This window comes from Catalinimonas alkaloidigena, assembly GCF_900100765.1.
GTDB lineage: Bacteria > Bacteroidota > Bacteroidia > Cytophagales > Flexibacteraceae > Mooreia > Mooreia alkaloidigena.
The window spans coordinates 592,969-609,615 of the sequence record NZ_FNFO01000004.1 but is presented as its reverse complement, the minus strand read 5'-3'; the positions used below and the strand labels follow the sequence as shown (position 1 = coordinate 609,615).

At 60.4% G+C, this 16,647-nt stretch carries 8 protein-coding genes; all 8 read left to right on the top strand.

The window, feature by feature from the left end:
• Positions 1 to 151: 151 nt before the first annotated feature.
• The 8 genes from BLR44_RS13305 (at position 152) to BLR44_RS13270 (ending at position 16,206) form a co-directional block, all read left to right on the top strand.
• Positions 152 to 3,418 carry a SusC/RagA family TonB-linked outer membrane protein gene (locus tag BLR44_RS13305; RefSeq protein WP_245706051.1) on the top strand — a complete coding sequence of 1,089 codons (3,267 nt, stop codon included), beginning with the start codon at positions 152 to 154 and terminating at the stop codon, positions 3,416 to 3,418.
• Between the two features lie 11 nt (positions 3,419 to 3,429).
• Entirely contained in the window at positions 3,430 to 5,337 is a 1,908-nt protein-coding gene (locus tag BLR44_RS13300; protein WP_089682604.1) for a RagB/SusD family nutrient uptake outer membrane protein, read from the top strand.
• Between the two features lie 35 nt (positions 5,338 to 5,372).
• Complete coding sequence (locus tag BLR44_RS13295) at positions 5,373 to 8,393, top strand: SusC/RagA family TonB-linked outer membrane protein (RefSeq protein WP_089682602.1); 3,021 nt, start codon at positions 5,373 to 5,375, stop codon at positions 8,391 to 8,393.
• A 24-nt stretch (positions 8,394 to 8,417) separates the two neighbouring features.
• Positions 8,418 to 10,154, top strand: a complete 1,737-nt coding sequence (locus BLR44_RS13290; RefSeq protein ID WP_176956028.1) for a RagB/SusD family nutrient uptake outer membrane protein — start codon at positions 8,418 to 8,420, stop codon at positions 10,152 to 10,154.
• Positions 10,155 to 10,202: 48 nt separating this feature from the next.
• The gene (locus BLR44_RS13285; protein ID WP_089682599.1) at positions 10,203 to 11,228 is read left to right on the top strand and encodes a DUF5627 domain-containing protein; all 1,026 of its coding nucleotides are present in this window, start codon (positions 10,203 to 10,205) and stop codon (positions 11,226 to 11,228) included.
• Positions 11,229 to 11,254: 26 nt separating this feature from the next.
• Positions 11,255 to 13,399 (top strand): endo-1,4-beta-xylanase, encoded by a 2,145-nt coding sequence (locus BLR44_RS13280; RefSeq protein WP_089682597.1) that lies wholly within the window; start codon positions 11,255 to 11,257, stop codon positions 13,397 to 13,399.
• Between the two features lie 218 nt (positions 13,400 to 13,617).
• The gene (locus BLR44_RS13275) at positions 13,618 to 14,913 is read left to right on the top strand and encodes a non-reducing end alpha-L-arabinofuranosidase family hydrolase (protein ID WP_176956027.1); all 1,296 of its coding nucleotides are present in this window, start codon (positions 13,618 to 13,620) and stop codon (positions 14,911 to 14,913) included.
• A 156-nt stretch (positions 14,914 to 15,069) separates the two neighbouring features.
• On the top strand, positions 15,070 to 16,206 hold the full coding sequence (locus BLR44_RS13270; protein WP_089682594.1) for an endo-1,4-beta-xylanase: 1,137 nt from the start codon (positions 15,070 to 15,072) through the stop codon (positions 16,204 to 16,206).
• Positions 16,207 to 16,647: the final 441 nt, after the last annotated feature.

Below are 16,647 nucleotides of genomic sequence, written 5' to 3'. Positions count from 1 at the left end.
GAATCCACGCGACGACGCCCCCGTTGTCTCTGACCGAGCGCGCCGAACGTGTATCCGGAATTTCTACGCCTTTTCAACCGCCCGTGCCTACCGGCGGGACCGAAAAGGAGCCGATCCACTGCAAGTAAACAACCTAGTTACATCGATACGCATGAAAAAAGCACTACTGCGATTTTTACGATGGAGCCCGTACGCCTGCCTCAGCATGAGCCTCTCGTGCCTGGGGCTGTCGGCCGCGCGGGCTGCCGGGCAGGAGGACCCGCCTTCCGCCTCTCTCCACTCCGCAACGTTCCGCTACGAAAGCCTGCGCCCCGCTACTCCATCGGCCGACGTTTCCGCCCCGCAGGCCTTTGTGGTCACCGGGCGGGTCGTCTCTGCCGACGAAGACGAGGGCATTCCGGGCGTCAACGTCATCATCAAAGGCACCAGTACGGGGACCGTCACCGACATCGACGGTAACTACCGCCTGGAGGTTCCCTCCGAAGAATCAGTGCTGGTGTTCAGCGCCGTGGGCTACATGGCCCGCGAAGTGGTGGTGGGCACGCAAACCACGCTGGACCTCACCCTGGAAACCGACGTCAAGTCGCTGGAAGAAGTGGTGGTGGTCGGCTACGGCGAACAAAAACGCGAAACGGTGGTCGCCGCCATTGCGCAAACCGACGGGAAAGTCCTGGAACGGTCGGGCAACGTGCAGAGCATCGGCGCGGCCCTGACCGGCAACGTGCCGGGCGTCATCACCAACGCGAGTACGGGGATGCCGGGCGAAGAAGATCCGCAGATCTTCATCCGGGGCCGTAGTACCTGGAACAACGCCTCGCCGCTTATTCTGGTGGATGGGGTGGAGCGGCCCATGTCCAGCGTCGAGATCAGCGCTGTGGAATCGGTTTCCGTCCTGAAAGATGCCTCCGCAACGGCCGTTTACGGCGTCCGCGGGGCCAACGGGGTGATCCTGATCACGACCAAAAAAGGGAAAACGGGGAAAGCCACCATCCGCGCGCGGGTCAACACCACCATGAAAGTCCCCTCGAAACTGCCGGGCAAGTACGACGCCTACGACGCGCTCCGCATCCGCAACCAGGTGATCGAGAACGAACTGGCCCTGCGCCCCGAAAGCTGGAACGACTACCTGCCGCAGGCGATCATCGACAAGTACCGCTATCCGGCCAGCGTGGAGGAAATGGAGCGCTACCCGAACGTCGACTGGACCAATACGCTGTTCAAAGATTACGCGATGTCGTACAACGCCAGCCTCAACATCAACGGCGGAACCAAGTTTGTCAAGTATTTCGCGAACGCCGACTTCCTGCGCGAGGGTGACCTGTTCCGGCAGTACGACAACAACCGGGGCTACCAGCCCGGCTACGGATTCAACCGCCTGAACGTGCGCAGCAACCTCGACTTCCAACTCACGTCGTCCACCACGCTGAGCGCCGGGCTGGCCGGCTCGTACGGCGTCCGGAAGAGTCCGTGGGGCGCTACCGGCAACGAGTATAACATGTGGATCGCCGCCTACAGCAACGCCCCCGATGTGTTCCTGCCGCAATATTCGGACGGAAGCTGGGGCTATTATGCGCCCAACCAGGGCAAGGCCGAAAATTCGGTGCGTAGCCTGGCCATCAGCGGGATTCAGTTCCTGACCACCACGCGCCTCAACACCAACTTCACGCTGGACCAGAACCTGGACATGATCACCAAGGGGCTGAACTTCAAAGGGACGCTGGCGCTGGACAACGAATTTCTGGAAGGCGACCGCGGCGTAAGCGACCTCTACAACGACACGCAACAAAAGTGGATCGACCCGGTCACCGGGCTGGAGACCTACAAAATCAGCTACGACGCCAACAACCGCTTCGATTTTCAGGAGGGCGTCAAGTGGACCGCCACGCCGGGCACCGTCCGGGACTACGCCTCGTACCGGCGACTCTTCTACCAGTTGCAGATGAACTACGCGGTCACCCTGGGCGACAAGCACGACCTCACGGCGATGGGGCTTTTCAACCGCAACGAGTACGCCACCGGCAGCGAGATTCCCAACTACCGGGAAGACTGGGTGTTCCGCACCACCTACGCATTCGCCAACAAGTACATGTTCGAGTACAACGGCGCGTACAACGGATCGGAAAAATTCAGCAAAGAAAACCGCTTTGCGTTCTTCTCGTCCGGCGGGGCGGGGTGGATTCTGACCAACGAGCCGTTTCTGCAAGCGGTGCCGCGGCTGGACTTCCTCAAACTGCGGGCGTCGTACGGCGAAATCGGGGATGACAACATCAACGGCCGGTGGCTGTACCTGACGCAGTGGGCCTACGGAGGACCCAACGGCTACGTGGGGCAGGCGCGCCTGGGCCTCAACGGCGAACAGGCCCCGCTCAGTCCGTACACGTGGTACCGCGAAGCTTCGGTGGGGAACGAGAGTGTCCATTGGGAAAAGGTCAAGAAAACCAACTTCGGGTTGGACTACGGCCTCTTCAACGGGTTGATCAAGGGGAACGTGGACTTTTTCCGCGACGTCCGCACCGACGTGCTGATTGCCGGAAACAACCGCGCCATTCCGTCGTACTACGGCACCCAGGCACCCGTCGCGAACCTGGGCCGCGTGCAGAACCAGGGCTTCGAGCTGGAGGTCAACCTGAACTACCAGTGGGGGAGTGGCCTGCGCCTGTGGTCTACGCTGAACATGACGCACGCCAAAGACAAGGTGCTGAGCGCCGACGACGCCGGCCTGTTGCCCGACTATCAGAAAGCCGAAGGCAAGCAGATCGGGCAGGCTTATTCGTACGTCGGCGATGGCTTCTATAATACCTGGGACGAGGTGTACGCCAGCACGATGCACAACACCAACGACAACCAGAAGCTGCCGGGCAACTACTTCATCATTGACTACAACGCCGACGGCATCATCGACTCGTACGACAACGTTCCGTTCGGCTTTTCGGGTGCGCCTCAAAATACCTACAACGCCACGTTCGGGTTTGAGTGGAAAAACTTCAGTGGCTTCGTGCAGTTCTACGGCACCAACAACGTAACGCGCCAGGTCGTGCTCACGAGCCTGAGTTCGCAAAACCACGTGGTGTACGACGAAGGCAGCTACTGGTCCAAAGACAACCCCAACGCCGACTCGCCGATGCCGCGCTGGCTGTCCACGCCGAGCGGCTACACGAGCGGCAACCGCTACATGTACGACGGCTCGTACCTCCGCCTCAAAAACGCAGAAATCGCCTACACCTTCGGGACCGACGCGCCGTGGGTCAACCGCGCCGGCTTTGAGAGCCTGCGGATTTTCATGAACGGGAACAACCTGTTTTTGTGGACCCGAATGCCCGACGACCGCGAATCGAATTTCGCCGGAACGGGGTGGGCGTCGCAGGGGGCCTACCCGACCGTGAAGCGCTACAACCTGGGGCTTAATCTCACTTTCTAAACTCGCTTGCCATGAAAAACGATAGAAGAACCATGCTGAAGCCCCGCGTGCTCCTGACGTGGAGTTTGGTGATGGGCGTACTGCTCAGCCTGGCTTCGTGCGAAGACTACCTGGACAAAACGGACGAGTCCATCATTTCGCCGGACGAGGCGTTCAAGAACTTTACCAACTTCCAGGGCTATACCGAGGAACTGTACCACTGCATTCCGGACTTCACCAACGCCTACTGGACCAATTCGTGGAACTGGGGCGACGACGAGATCCAGTCGACCGCCCGCGATTTTCACCTGATCGTCAAAATCGACAACGGCAACTTCTGGGGCTGGCAGTCGCAGTTCGACGGCTGGGGCGCGGGCTGGATGGACAACCCGAACGCCACGGCGAACGACGACCGCTTTACCAAAGACCTGTGGAACATGGGCTGGTACGGCATCCGGAAAGCGAACATCGGGCTGGAAAACTTCGACAAACTGACCGACGCCACGCCCGAACAGAAAAACCTGATCAAAGGGCAACTGCTCTTTTTCAGAGGGTGGTTTCACTTTCAGTTCATGCAGTACTTCGGGGGGCTGCCTTACATCGACTACGTGCTGCCGAGCGACGAGAAGCTCACCCTGCCGCGCCTCAGCTACCGGGAGTGTGCCGAACGCGCAGCGCAGGATTTCCGGGAGGCGGCCGACCTGCTGCCCGTCCACTGGGACAACACGGCGGTGGGCCGAAACACGCTGGGGAAAAACGACCTGCGCATCAACAAGATTATGGCGCTGGGCTACCTGGGGAAAAACTACCTCTGGGCCGGTAGCCCGCTGATGAACCAGGAATCGACCGGCAACCGGAGCTACGATCCGGAACTGTGCCGGAAAGCGGCCGAGGCGTTTGCCGAACTGCTGGCGCTCTGCGAAAGTGGCGACGCCCCGTACCGGCTGCTGCCGTTCGACGATTACCACGAGAACTTTTACACCACCGGCCAGAACTGGCAGATTCCGGGGGGCTCGGAGGCGATTTTCCGCGGACCGTACTACGGAGCCAACGGTTCCAACTGGGGCACCAGCAAGCAGTACCAGCCTGCGCCCGTCATTGCCGACGGCGACGTGAAATTCCTGCCGACGGCCAACTACGTCGATTTTTACGGAATGGCTAACGGGCTGCCCATCGCGGACATCACCCAGGCCGATGCCGAATCGGGCTACGATCCGGAGTACCCGTGGCGCGGGCGCGATCCCCGTTTCTACCACGACATCGTGTTCGACGGCGTCAAGTGCGTGCAGGGTTCCATGCCCGCCGACGTGGCGCAGGACCGCTACGCGAATCTCTACACGGGCGGCAGCTACCGCAACATCGGGACGGGCAGCCGCACCGGCTATCTGCTCTACAAGTTTATCCCCATCACGGCCAACAAGTACGACGACGGCTACGGCTGGGGCAACAACCTGAACATCCACATTCCCTGGATGCGTCTGTCCGACGTCTACCTCATGTACGCCGAAGCGGCGGCGCAGGCCTTCAACGCACCGACCGGGCAGGTGTCCGGCTACGGCAAAACGGCCGTTGACGCGCTCAACTTCGTGCGCGACCGGGCCGGTGTCGGGCATGTGGCCGACCTGTTTCTGGGATCGCTCGAGGCCTTTATGGGCGAAGTGCGGCGGGAGCGGGCGGTAGAGCTGGCGTTCGAGGGGCACCGCTTCAACGACCTGCGGCGCTGGATGCTGCTGATCGACCAGCCCTATACCCTCAAAAAGTCCGTCGAGTTTGATCGGGTCGGCGAGTTCAACGCGGAAGACCCCACCCAAAACCGGGTCGTCAACTTACGCGAGGTCGTCATCCTGGAGCGCAACTTCAGCAGCAAGCACTACTGGCTGCCCCTCAAGAACGACGACGTCAACATCTACGCAGAATTTAAGCAAAATCCGGGTTGGTAGCCTCCGCGGAACCCGATCCACTGACGAGAGCAATCATGAAAAACTATGTATCGATAAGCTTGGTGGTCGCTGCACTGTTCGCCCTGTTACCGCAGGCACTGTGGGCGCAAACGACCCCAAAAACGACGATCAGCGGGCTGGTACGCAGCCCGGACGGAGCGCCGGTCGAAGGAGCCGTCGTGCGCAGTGACCAGGACGCCGCCGAAGCCGTCACCGACGCGACCGGCGCTTTTTCGCTGGAAACTTCGCCGAGTGCCCGGCTGACCATCAGCGCGCCGGGCTTTCAGCCCCGGGAGGTAGACGCAACGGCAGAGGACCTGACCGTGGACCTGACCGCCGCCGACGCCCTGGTGCAGGTGGCCTACCGGCAGGTCGACAGCGACCACCTGCCCGGCGCGGTCTCGGTCGTGAATCTGCCCGACATCCTCGACGAAAACTACATCACCTATCCGCTCGACGGACTGGAAGCGTACGCAGGTGGCTTCAACGGCAACCTGTGGGGCATGACCGACAACCTGGTGCTGATCGACGGCGTGCCGCGCGAAATCGGCAGCATCATGCCGACCGAAATCGAGCAGATCACGTTCCTGAAGGGCGTAGCGGCGGTGGCCCTCTACGGCAGCCGGGGTGCCAAAGGGGTGATCGCCATCACGACCAAAAAAGGCAGAATCCACGACCGGCAGCAGATCCGGGTGCGGGCCAACACCGGCCAGTACGTGCCGAAGCAGTACCCGAAGTACCTGGGATCGGCCGAGTACATGACGCTTTACAACGAGGCGCGCCGCAACGACGGGCTGGAGCCGCTCTACAGTGACGAAACCATCTACAACTATGCCGCTGGCCTCAATCCGTACCGGTATCCTAACGTCAACTATTACTCGCCCGAGTACCTGAAGAAGACCTACAACCGGAGCGACGCCACGATGGAAATTTCGGGAGGCAACGCCATGGCCCGCTATTACACCAACGTGGGGTTCTGGACGGAAGGCTCGCTGATGAATTTCGGTGAAGCGCGCAACAACTACGCCCAGCGTTTCAACATCCGGGGGAACGTCGACATCGACCTGAACGACTACATCTCGTGCGAGATCGGGGCGGCCGCCATCTACTACAACGGGCGCGGCGTCAACACCGACTACTGGAACAGCGCCGCCACCCTGCGTCCGTACCGGTTTGCGCCCCTGATTCCCATCAGTATGGTGGAAGAGAGCGACGAGGCGTCGCAACAACTGATCAGCAACAGCAACCACCTGATCGACGGGCAGTACCTGCTGGGCGGTACGCAACTGGACCAGACCAACCCGTTTGCGGCGACCTACGCCGGAGGGTACAACAAGTTCACCAGCCGTCAGTTTCAGTTCAACACGGGCATCAGCGCCAACCTCCGCAACCTCCTCAAAGGGCTGACGTTCCAGTCGCGTTTCGGCGTCGACTACCAGACGTCCTACAATCAATCGTACAATAACAACTACGCGGTCTACCAGCCCACCTGGAATACCTACGCCGGGTTCGACCAGATCAGTAGTTTGACCAAGTACGGGCAGGATTCCAAGTCGGGCGTGCAGAACATCAGCGGCAGCTGGTACGGGCAAACGGTGGCTTTTTCGGGGCAGTTCAACTACCAGACGACCGTGCGCGATGACCACCACCTGTCGGCCATGCTCATTGCCGCGGGCTTCCAGCAGGCCCGGTCGGCGATGTACCACAAAACCAGCAACGCCAACCTGGGGCTCCACCTGGGCTACGATTTCCGCAACAAGTACTTCGTCGATTTCAACGGGGCGCTGGTGCATTCGGCCAAACTGCCGAAAGGGAACCGGATGGCGCCTTCGCCCTCGGTTTCGCTGGGCTGGCTCGTGAGCGAAGAAGGTTTCCTGAAGTCGGTGGCGGCACTCGACCACCTGAAGTTGTACGCGTCGGCCGGGGTGCTGCATACCGACCTCGACATCGACGACTACTACCTCTACCAGAGCATCTACACACAGACCGACGGCTCCTGGTACAGCTGGCGCGACGGGGCGCTGAACCGCTCGACCGACTCGCGGCGGGGCGAAAACCCGGACCTGACGTTTGCGCGGCGCGAAGAACTTAACCTGGGGCTGGAAGCGTCCTTGTTCAACCGCGCGCTGACCCTGAACGGATCGGTGTTTGCCAACAAGCTGAAAGGCAATGTGGTGCAGGCCTCGGTGCTGTATCCCAGCTACTTCGCGACGGGCTGGCCCAATTCTTCGTTCATCCCGTACGTCAACTACGACGACGACCAGCGGATCGGGTTCGACTTCAACGTGAACCTGAACCGGCGCCTCGGGCAGGTGGACTGGACGTTGGGGCTCTCGGGCATGTACTTTGAGACCAAGGCCACCAAGCGCGCCGAAATGTACGAAAATGCCTACCAGAATCGTGCGGGTAAGCCGCTGGATGCCATCTGGGGGCTGGAAAGCGAAGGCTTTTTCCGGGATGAAGAAGACATCCTGAATGCCACGCCCCAGGCGTTCGGCGAAGTCAAACCGGGCGACCTCAAATACAAAGACCAGAACGGCGACGGCGTGATCGACACCCAAGACGAAGTGTACCTGGGTCGGGGTGGCTGGTTCGGCGCACCGCTGACCACCGGCGTGCACCTGACCGCCAAGTGGAAAAACTTCACCCTGTTTGCGCTGGGCGTGGGCCGGTTCGGTGCGCAGGCCATGAAAGACAACGCCTACTTCTGGGTAGACGGCGAAGACAAATACTCGGTGGTGGTGCGCGACCGCTGGACGGAAGCCACCGCGGCCACCGCGACCTACCCGCGGCTGACCACGCTGAACAGCAACAACAACTTCCGTGCGTCCGACTTCTGGCTCTACAGCACCAACCGGTTCGACCTGGCCAAGGTGCAGCTTTCCTACCAGCTTCCGGCGGGAGTGCTCGGCAACAAATTTCTCCGCGAACTGGGCGTGTACGTGAGCGGCGCCAACCTGCTGACCCTGGCGCCGGAACGCGAGATGCTGGAGCTGAACGTGGGCAGCGCCCCGCAGACCCGCTTCTACAACCTGGGCGTGAAAGCCCTCTTCTAACCTGACTTCAAACCACCCATCGAGATGAATAAAACGTTATTACTCGCGCTGGCGGCCTTTTTCGTCCTTAGCAGTTGCGACGATCTCTTTACGCCGGCCATCGAAAACAACCGCGGTCTGGAGGATATGTACGGAGAGGCCGAATACGCGCAGGGCATTCTTCTGAACGGCTACACCCGGATTCCTACCAACGGCTGGTCGTTCAACGACGTGGCGACCGACGACGCGGTCAGCAACGACAACAGCAACGACTACCGGGAAATTGCGACCGGGCAGTGGACTGCCAACAACAACCCGCTGAGCCAGTGGACCAACGCCAAAGCGGCCATTCAGTACATGAACATTTTCCTGGCCGAAGCCGACAAGGTGACCTGGGCCACCGACGAAGCGGTGAGCGCCATGTTCCGGGATCGGCTGAAGGGGGAAGCGTACGGGCTCCGCGCGCTGTACATGTACTACCTGTTGCAGGCACACGGCGGCTGGGGGCCGAACGGCGAACTGCTGGGGGTGCCAATCCTGCTGGAGCCGGAACAAACCGACTCCGATTTCAACAAGGAACGCGCCACGTTCGAGGCCTGTATGCAGCAGCTCTACAGCGACGTGGCCCAGGCGGAGCAGCTCCTACCACTCGACTTTGAAGACGCTGCCGAACTGCCCGACGGATACACCAACCTGGACGACTACAACCGGGTGTTCGGGCACTACGCCCGCCTGCGCATGACCGGCCGCATCGCCAAAGCCATCCGGGCCCAGGCAGCCCTGCTGGCGGCCAGCCCGGCGTACAGCAACGGGACCTCGACGACCTGGGAAGATGCCGCCCACCATGCCGGAGAGGTATTGAACCTGATCGGAGGCGTTGGGGGAATGGACCCCAACGGGGCGACCTGGTACGCCAACGCCGGGGAAATCAACGACCTGGCGTCCGGCACAAATCCGCCCGAAATTCTCTGGCGCAGCGACGTGGGCGAGAGCAACGACCTGGAGCAGCAGCACTTTCCGCCTACGCTGTACGGCAGCGGTCGCCTGAATCCCACCCAAAACTTGGTGGACGCGTTTCCGATGGCCAACGGATACCCGATTGCTGACCCGGCCAGCGGGTACGATCCGACCCAGCCGTACGCCAACCGCGACCCGCGCCTGCAACGCTACATTCTGGTGAACGGCAGCACGGCCGGGCCGAGCAACACGACCATCGTCACCGCGGCCGACGGCACTACCAACGACGCCCTCAACCGGGTGGAAACCTCGACCCGCACCGGCTACTACCTGCGGAAACTGCTGCGGCAGGACGTGAACCTGAACCCCGTGACAACCAACACGCAGCGGCACTACAAGGCGCGCATCCGCTACACAGAGCTGTTCCTCGCCTACGCCGAAGCCGCCAACGAAGCCTGGGGACCGATGGGCATGGGAGCGTACGGATTTTCTGCCTACGACGTGGTGGCCGCCCTGCGGCAGCGGGCCGGCATCGCCCAGCCGGATACCTACCTCGAATCGATCAAAGCCGACCCGACGGCCATGCGCACCCTGATCCGCAACGAGCGGCGGCTGGAGTTGTGCTTCGAAGGCTTCCGGTTCTGGGACCTGCGCCGGTGGAACGCCGACCTGACCGAACCGGCCCAGGGCGTACGGATCGAAGGTGGAAACCATGCGACCATCGCGGTCGAGAACCGGTTCTTCCAGGACTACATGCAGTACGGTCCCATTCCGTACAGCGAGATCCTGAAGTTCGACGCCCTGGTGCAGAACCAGGGCTGGTAGTCGGCACCGCCACACTCTCTTATCCCTTACTCAAAACTTGTAGGAATAATGCCTAAAAAAATAACCCTTTTCGCTTCGTTGAGCCTGTTGGCGGCCCTGGCGGCCTGCCAGAATCAGGAGTGGGTTTTCCCCGATTACGCCTACCAGGCGACCTACTTCGCCTACCAGTCGCCCGTGCGGACCATCACACTGGGGGAAGACATTTTCGATACGTCGCTGGACAACGAGCACAAGTGCAAAATTATGGCCACGACCGGTGGCGTCTACGACAACAAAAACGACGTGGTCATCGACATCGACCTGGACAATTCGCTGGTGGCGGGCTTGCAGTTCAAGGAAGACGGCAGCGCCATCCGGGCCATGCCCGCCACCCACTTCGAACTGCTTTCCGACCAGATCGTCATTCCCAAAGGCGAAATGACCGGCGGGGTGGAAGTGCAGTTGACGGATGCGTTCTTTGCCGACCCGCTTGCACTCAAAAACACGTACGTCATTCCGCTGCGGATGTCGGACGTGACCAACGCCGATAGCATTCTGTCCGGTACGCCGCTGGTGGCGGAACCCCGCCGGGGCGTGACGGCCGACTGGAGTGTGCAGCCCAAAGACTACATTCTGTATGCCGTGAAGTACGTCAACCCCTGGCACGGCTTTTACCTGCGTCGCGGTCAGGACCTGATCGAGCGTGAGGGCGGCGAGACCAACACCGTGGTCCGGCACGCAGCCTACGTGGAGTACGACGAAGTCAACGCCTTGGTCACGCAGGGGCTAAACGAAGTCTCGTTTCCGCTGGTGTTCAAAGACGCGGAAGGCTACAACGTCGATTGCACCCTGACGCTGACCTTCGAAGGCGACGGCAACTGCACCGTTTCGTCGGCAGTAGAGAACGTCACCGCGACGGGCCGCGGCACCTTCGTGAAGCGAGGGGAAAAGAACAGCTGGGGCGAAAAAGACCGCGATGCCCTCTACCTCAGCTACGAGATCGAGGCCGGGGCGCTCTACGTTACTGCGACAGATACACTCGTGCTGCGTGACCGGGGCGTCGCGTTCGAAACGTTCACGCCCATCGCCGAGTAAATTTTCTCAACATCCGAAACGCTGATATGAACTATCTACCGAAAATAGGGCTATCGTTATTGATTGTACTGGGCACCGCCTCCTGCGCGGAAGACGAACTGCTGGAGTTCAAGGTCGAGAAACCCCTCCGTGTGGCCATGCAAGAGGAAATCGACGCCTACGACGCGCTGAAGTCGTACGTAGACGCCAATGCGCACTTCAAACTGGGGGCGGGTGTTTCGCTCGGCGATTACCGAAGCCAGGGCGTATTGCACCGGCTGGTGAACAGCAACTTCGAAGAGATTACGCTCGGCTACGCCATGAAACACGGCGCGGTGGTGCAGGCAGACGGAAGCCTGGCGCTGGATGCCGTAAACGACCTGTTCGCCATGACCGAAAACGCGGGCCTTTCGGTCTACGGACACACCCTCTGCTGGCACGCCAACCAAAACGCCGCTTACCTCAACAAGCTCATCAGTCCGCTGATCATCACCCCGCCGTCCGTCGCGAATGCACTGGATCAGTCCGGCCTGCACGATGCCTCGTTCGAGGGATGGCAAACCAGCGCAACGGGCGTCACCATCGTCGAAAACGAAGGGGCCGGCAGCGGCACCCCGGCCATTCGGCTGACGGCCGAAGCGGGTGCTTCGCAGCCCGATGCCCTGTACCTCGTCACGCCCGAAATTGCCGCCGAACCCGGCCGCACCTACGAGGTGATCGTCTACATCAAATCAGACCGCCCCGGCGAAGGCAGGGTGGTATTCGAGGGACTTACCGAAAACATGCCGGTGGTCGACTGGATGAACACCGGCGAGGCCACCGAAACGTTCCAGACCATGACCTCGTGGCAACGGGTGAAGTTGCAGATCAGCGACGTGGAAGGCACCTCCTTCCGGGCGAAACTGGTGCTGGGCTATCAGCCCGACGTGACCTACTACGTGGACGTGAACAACTTCTACATCTACGACATCAACGGAGAACAGGCCGTCGAAAACCTGATTCCGAACGGTGACTTCGAGGCGGGCAACATCGACGGCTGGGGCGGCTGGGGCAACGAGTCGACCCGCGAGCTTTCGGCGGAGGGCGAAGGCTACGGCAACACCGGCTACGCGCTCAAAGTGACCAACCCGTCGGCCGTAAATTTCTGGGAAGTGCAGTCGGCCTTTAACCTCGGGCAAACCCTCGATCCCAACGAAGAATACGTGCTGAGTTTCTACGCGAAACACGACGACCCAAACGGCGACATCCGGCCTGAGATGCAAAGCGCCTCGTGGCAGGACGGCAACGATCCGTTCGGGACGGTTTACCTCGCCAACGAATGGACGAAGGTGGAACTGACCACCACCACGACGCGCGACGACCGCCTGGTGCTGATCATCAGCTACGGCAGCATGGCCGGCACCGTCTACCTCGACAACTTTGTGCTGCGCAAAGCCTCCGGTGGCTCCAGTGCCGGCGAAACCGTCGTCGAAAAAACACCGGAAGAAAAAGAGCAGATTCTGGCAGGAGCGCTGGAAAACTGGATTTCCGGGATGGTCAGTAACAGCAAAACGCACGTGAAAGCCTGGGACGTGGTGAACGAACCAATGGACGATGGCCAGCCCAGCAAGCTAAAAACCGGCGCAGGCAAAACCCTGGCCTCGGATGAGTTTTACTGGCAAGATTACCTGGGGAAAGACTACGCCGTGACCGCTTTCCAACTGGCCCGGCAGTATGGCAACCAGGGCGACCTTCTCTTCATCAACGACTACAACCTGGAATACAACCTGGACAAGTGCAAGGGCCTGATCGACTACGTCGCTTACCTGGAAAGCCAGGGGGCTACCGTGGACGGCATCGGCACGCAGATGCACATCAGCATCGATTCCGATAAAGAAAAGATTGCCGCCATGTTCGAGTTGCTGGCCGCCACCGGCAAGCTGATCAAGGTGTCGGAGCTGGACGTACGTGTAAATACGGCCGAGCCCACCGAAGACATTCTGCAACGTCAGGCGGAGATGTACCGCTACGTGGTGGACATGTACCACCAGTACATCCCCGAGGCGCAGCGCTACGGCATCACGGTCTGGGGCGTCACCGATAGCCCCGCGAACGCTTCGTGGCTGCCGGGCGAAAAACAGGGACTCTGGAACCTGCAGTTTACGCGCAAACCGGCTTACGCGGGGTTTGCCGAAGGACTCAAAGGACGTTGATACACGTTGATTTAGTTTAGTAAGGATGAGCGAAAGAGCGGTGCCGGACCGGGTGCCGCTCTTCTTTCCTCACTGCCCGCGTCAAGCATTTTTTGAGGAAATTGTGGATGATCCCGACACCTGGCTGGCGCTCGTCACGAAGTGCATTGCGTGGTCGCCTCAATTTTTAACTAAAACCGCTCTCTGCACGGCACCGCATGACACACGTTTTAGACAGCATGATACACACACTTTTTTTGACGGGGTCGCTGGCTACCCTCTTGTTAAGCGCCTGCACGCACGAGGAACCCGCCCGCCTTCCGTCACTCCGGATGCAGCTGGCGAGCGAGTCGCTGCCCGCCGAAGGCGGAACGCTGCGCGTTACCGTCACGTCGTCGTACACCCAATGGCACCTGCGCGCCCAGGCGGCTTCCGAAGGGCAGCCCTTTATGGAAGCGATTGTGCCTGCGGCAGGCGGCTCGGCGGAACGCGAACAGGTGACCATCGAAGTGGACATCCAGTACAGCGCCAACCCGGATACGGTGCCCAACCAACAGACGCTTTTCCTGCAAGCGCTGGACGGTGGGCAAAATCGCCTGCGCGATACGTCCGTCGTGCTCACTCAGGCGGCCGGAACGGAGAGGGTGCGTCCGCCTCAGGTGAACCTGGCACCCTCCTGGAAGGTAGAGGCCCGGAATTTTCTGAACGGACCGGCCGGTGCGTTCGATGAGGTGTCGGTCAAAGACCCCAGCATTGTTTATTACGAGGGGAAATATCACCTCTTTTTTACGGGGCGCGATTCGACGCGCTGGCGAACAGGATACGCCGCCGCACCAACCCTGACCGCCCTCAAAGACGCCGAGCACCATTTTTTAGGGTCGCTGCAGGCGGGCGGCTACTTTTGCGCTCCGCAGGTCTTCTGGTTTAAGGAAAAATCACGATGGTACTTGATCTTCCAGAGTGGGGTGGGGGCGTCGTTTTCGACCAACCCCGACCTGACCGATCCCGACGGCTGGACGCCCGTGCAGCCCATGGGTTTCAACGATGGAATCGACTTCTGGTGTATCGCCGACGGCAATCGGGTCTACTGTTTTTATTCCGCCCAGGATGGCTCGTTCACCATCAAACGCCGCAGCACGTCCGTCGCCGATTTTCCGCACGGCTGGTCGGAGCCGGAAGTGGTCGCCACGCAAACGTTTGAGGCCGTTCATGTGTACAAGAACAAAGCCGACGGGCATTTTTACATGATTGTGGAAGACATCGCCCGCCATCAGGAACTCTGGGAGGCCTCGGACCTGGGCGGCACCTGGACCAAGCTGGCAGAAAACTGGGCGCACAAGGAAGATCTGGTGGACCTGGCCGACCACTGGACCGATCAGGTCTCGCACGTGGAGGTGATCCGCGCCGGAGTGGACGAGCGGCTGGAAGTAGAGGACCTGAACCGATGCCAGTTGTTGATTCAGGGCGTGGTCAACGGCAACTACGGCAGCTACGGCAACATTCCCTACGACCTGGGCGTGATCCGCAATTATTAGACCGACTGGGGAAGTCCCTCACGGCCGATTTACGTACGTAACGGTGGCGCCATACGGCAGCGCCAACCGTGTGCTACAACGCTCTTTTTTTTAGCGCCCGCCGTCTCGTTGAGCTGGCATGGGTGGCGCAGCAACCAACCAAACCTAACGTTGACTATGAACCTGAAACTGATTCCGCTGGGCATTTTTTTGTGCCTGGCCTGCGCCGTGGCGCAGCCGCCTCCGCCCCCGGCCGAACCTGCCCTGAAAGATGCACTGGCCGGAAAATTTTACTTGGGTACGGCGCTGAACACCGCCCAGATTACCGGCCGCGACGCGGAGGCGCTCCCCGTGATTACCCGCCACTTTAACGCCATTGTGGCCGAAAACTGCATGAAAAGTGGCCAGATCCAGCCGCGCGAGGGCGAGTTCAACTTTACCCTGGCCGACCGGTTTGTCGACCTCGGCGAGCGGAACAACCTGTGGGTAACGGGGCACACGCTCATCTGGCACTCGCAGGCCCCCCGTTGGTTTTTTGTCGACGACCAAGGCAAGGACGTGTCGCGGGAAGTGCTGATCGAGCGCATGCGCAACCACATTTCGACCGTGGTGGGGCGATACAAAGGCCGTGTGAAGGGCTGGGATGTGGTGAACGAGGCCATTCTCGACGACGGCTCCTGGCGCGACAGCAAGTTCTACCAGATCATCGGTGAGGACTTCGTGCGGTTGGCCTTCGAATTTGCCCACGCGGCCGACCCCGAAGCCGAATTGTACTACAACGACTACTCGATGGCCAACGCCGGCAAGCGGGCGGGCGTGGTGCGGATGGTGCAAAAACTCCAGCAGCAGGGCGTACGGATCGACGGCATCGGCATGCAGGGGCACGTGGGGCTGGACTACCCGGCACTGAGCGATTTCGAGCAGAGCCTGGAGGCGTTTGCGGCCCTGGGGGTGAAGGTGATGATCACCGAATTCGACCTGACCGTGCTGCCTTCGCCGTGGCAAAATGCGGGTGCCGAAGTGTCGGCCAACGCCGCCTACAGCGAAAAGATGAACCCTTATCCGAATGGCCTGCCCGATTCGGTGAGCCAGGCGTTCGACCAGCGCTGTCTGGATTTCTTCAAACTGTTTCTCAAACACCAGGATAAAATTTCGCGGGTCACGCTCTGGGGCGTGAACGACGGAGACTCGTGGCGCAACAACTGGCCCATCCGGGGGCGCACCGACTATCCGCTGTTGCTGGACCGGCAAAACCGCCCCAAAGCGGTGGTCAGGGCCATTGCGAAAGAAGCCGCCGCCACGTCGGGCCGGTAAGTATTCGGCTCGCATGAACGTCAGGAATCTAAGGATCGATCAGGGCACTTCGATGTGCAAGGGTAGACAAGCGGTTGAGCAAAGTCTTTATTTACAGGAGAAAACAACTGTCCCGGACTTCTCTCGGCTTCGTTTCTATTTCTCAGAGCATTTCAGGAAGAGGGCGAAGGGAGCTTTCTACCGAAGCTCGATGCATAGAAGGACAAGAAGCGAATGATACTCTCGGAGTAGTGACAGCCCAAGAAGAGCGATGATTTTTCGGATGATCGCAGCCAGCGAAATGAGCTATGAGTGGGCACTGACGCAATCGCCCGGATGGTGAAGGTACCAGGGGGAGCAAAGTTTTCGGCTGGTCGGTGAGTTGTTTTTGACAAGCGAGGGTCTCTATGTAATGCGCGGGGCTGACTTCATCACTGCCTTAACACATCTTTTGATCACACA

What these genes read in the sequence shown, in the direction of transcription:
- BLR44_RS13270 (WP_089682594.1), top strand. Translation starts at nt 15,070, where the DNA reads ATGAACCTGAAACTGATTCCGCTGGGCATTTTTTTGTGCCTGGCCTGC.
- BLR44_RS13295 (WP_089682602.1), top strand. Translation starts at nt 5,373, where the DNA reads ATGAAAAACTATGTATCGATAAGCTTGGTGGTCGCTGCACTGTTCGCC.
- BLR44_RS13300 (WP_089682604.1), top strand. Translation starts at nt 3,430, where the DNA reads ATGAAAAACGATAGAAGAACCATGCTGAAGCCCCGCGTGCTCCTGACG.
- BLR44_RS13275 (WP_176956027.1), top strand. Translation starts at nt 13,618, where the DNA reads ATGATACACACACTTTTTTTGACGGGGTCGCTGGCTACCCTCTTGTTA.
- BLR44_RS13285 (WP_089682599.1), top strand. Translation starts at nt 10,203, where the DNA reads ATGCCTAAAAAAATAACCCTTTTCGCTTCGTTGAGCCTGTTGGCGGCC.
- BLR44_RS13280 (WP_089682597.1), top strand. Translation starts at nt 11,255, where the DNA reads ATGAACTATCTACCGAAAATAGGGCTATCGTTATTGATTGTACTGGGC.
- BLR44_RS13290 (WP_176956028.1), top strand. Translation starts at nt 8,418, where the DNA reads ATGAATAAAACGTTATTACTCGCGCTGGCGGCCTTTTTCGTCCTTAGC.
- BLR44_RS13305 (WP_245706051.1), top strand. Translation starts at nt 152, where the DNA reads ATGAAAAAAGCACTACTGCGATTTTTACGATGGAGCCCGTACGCCTGC.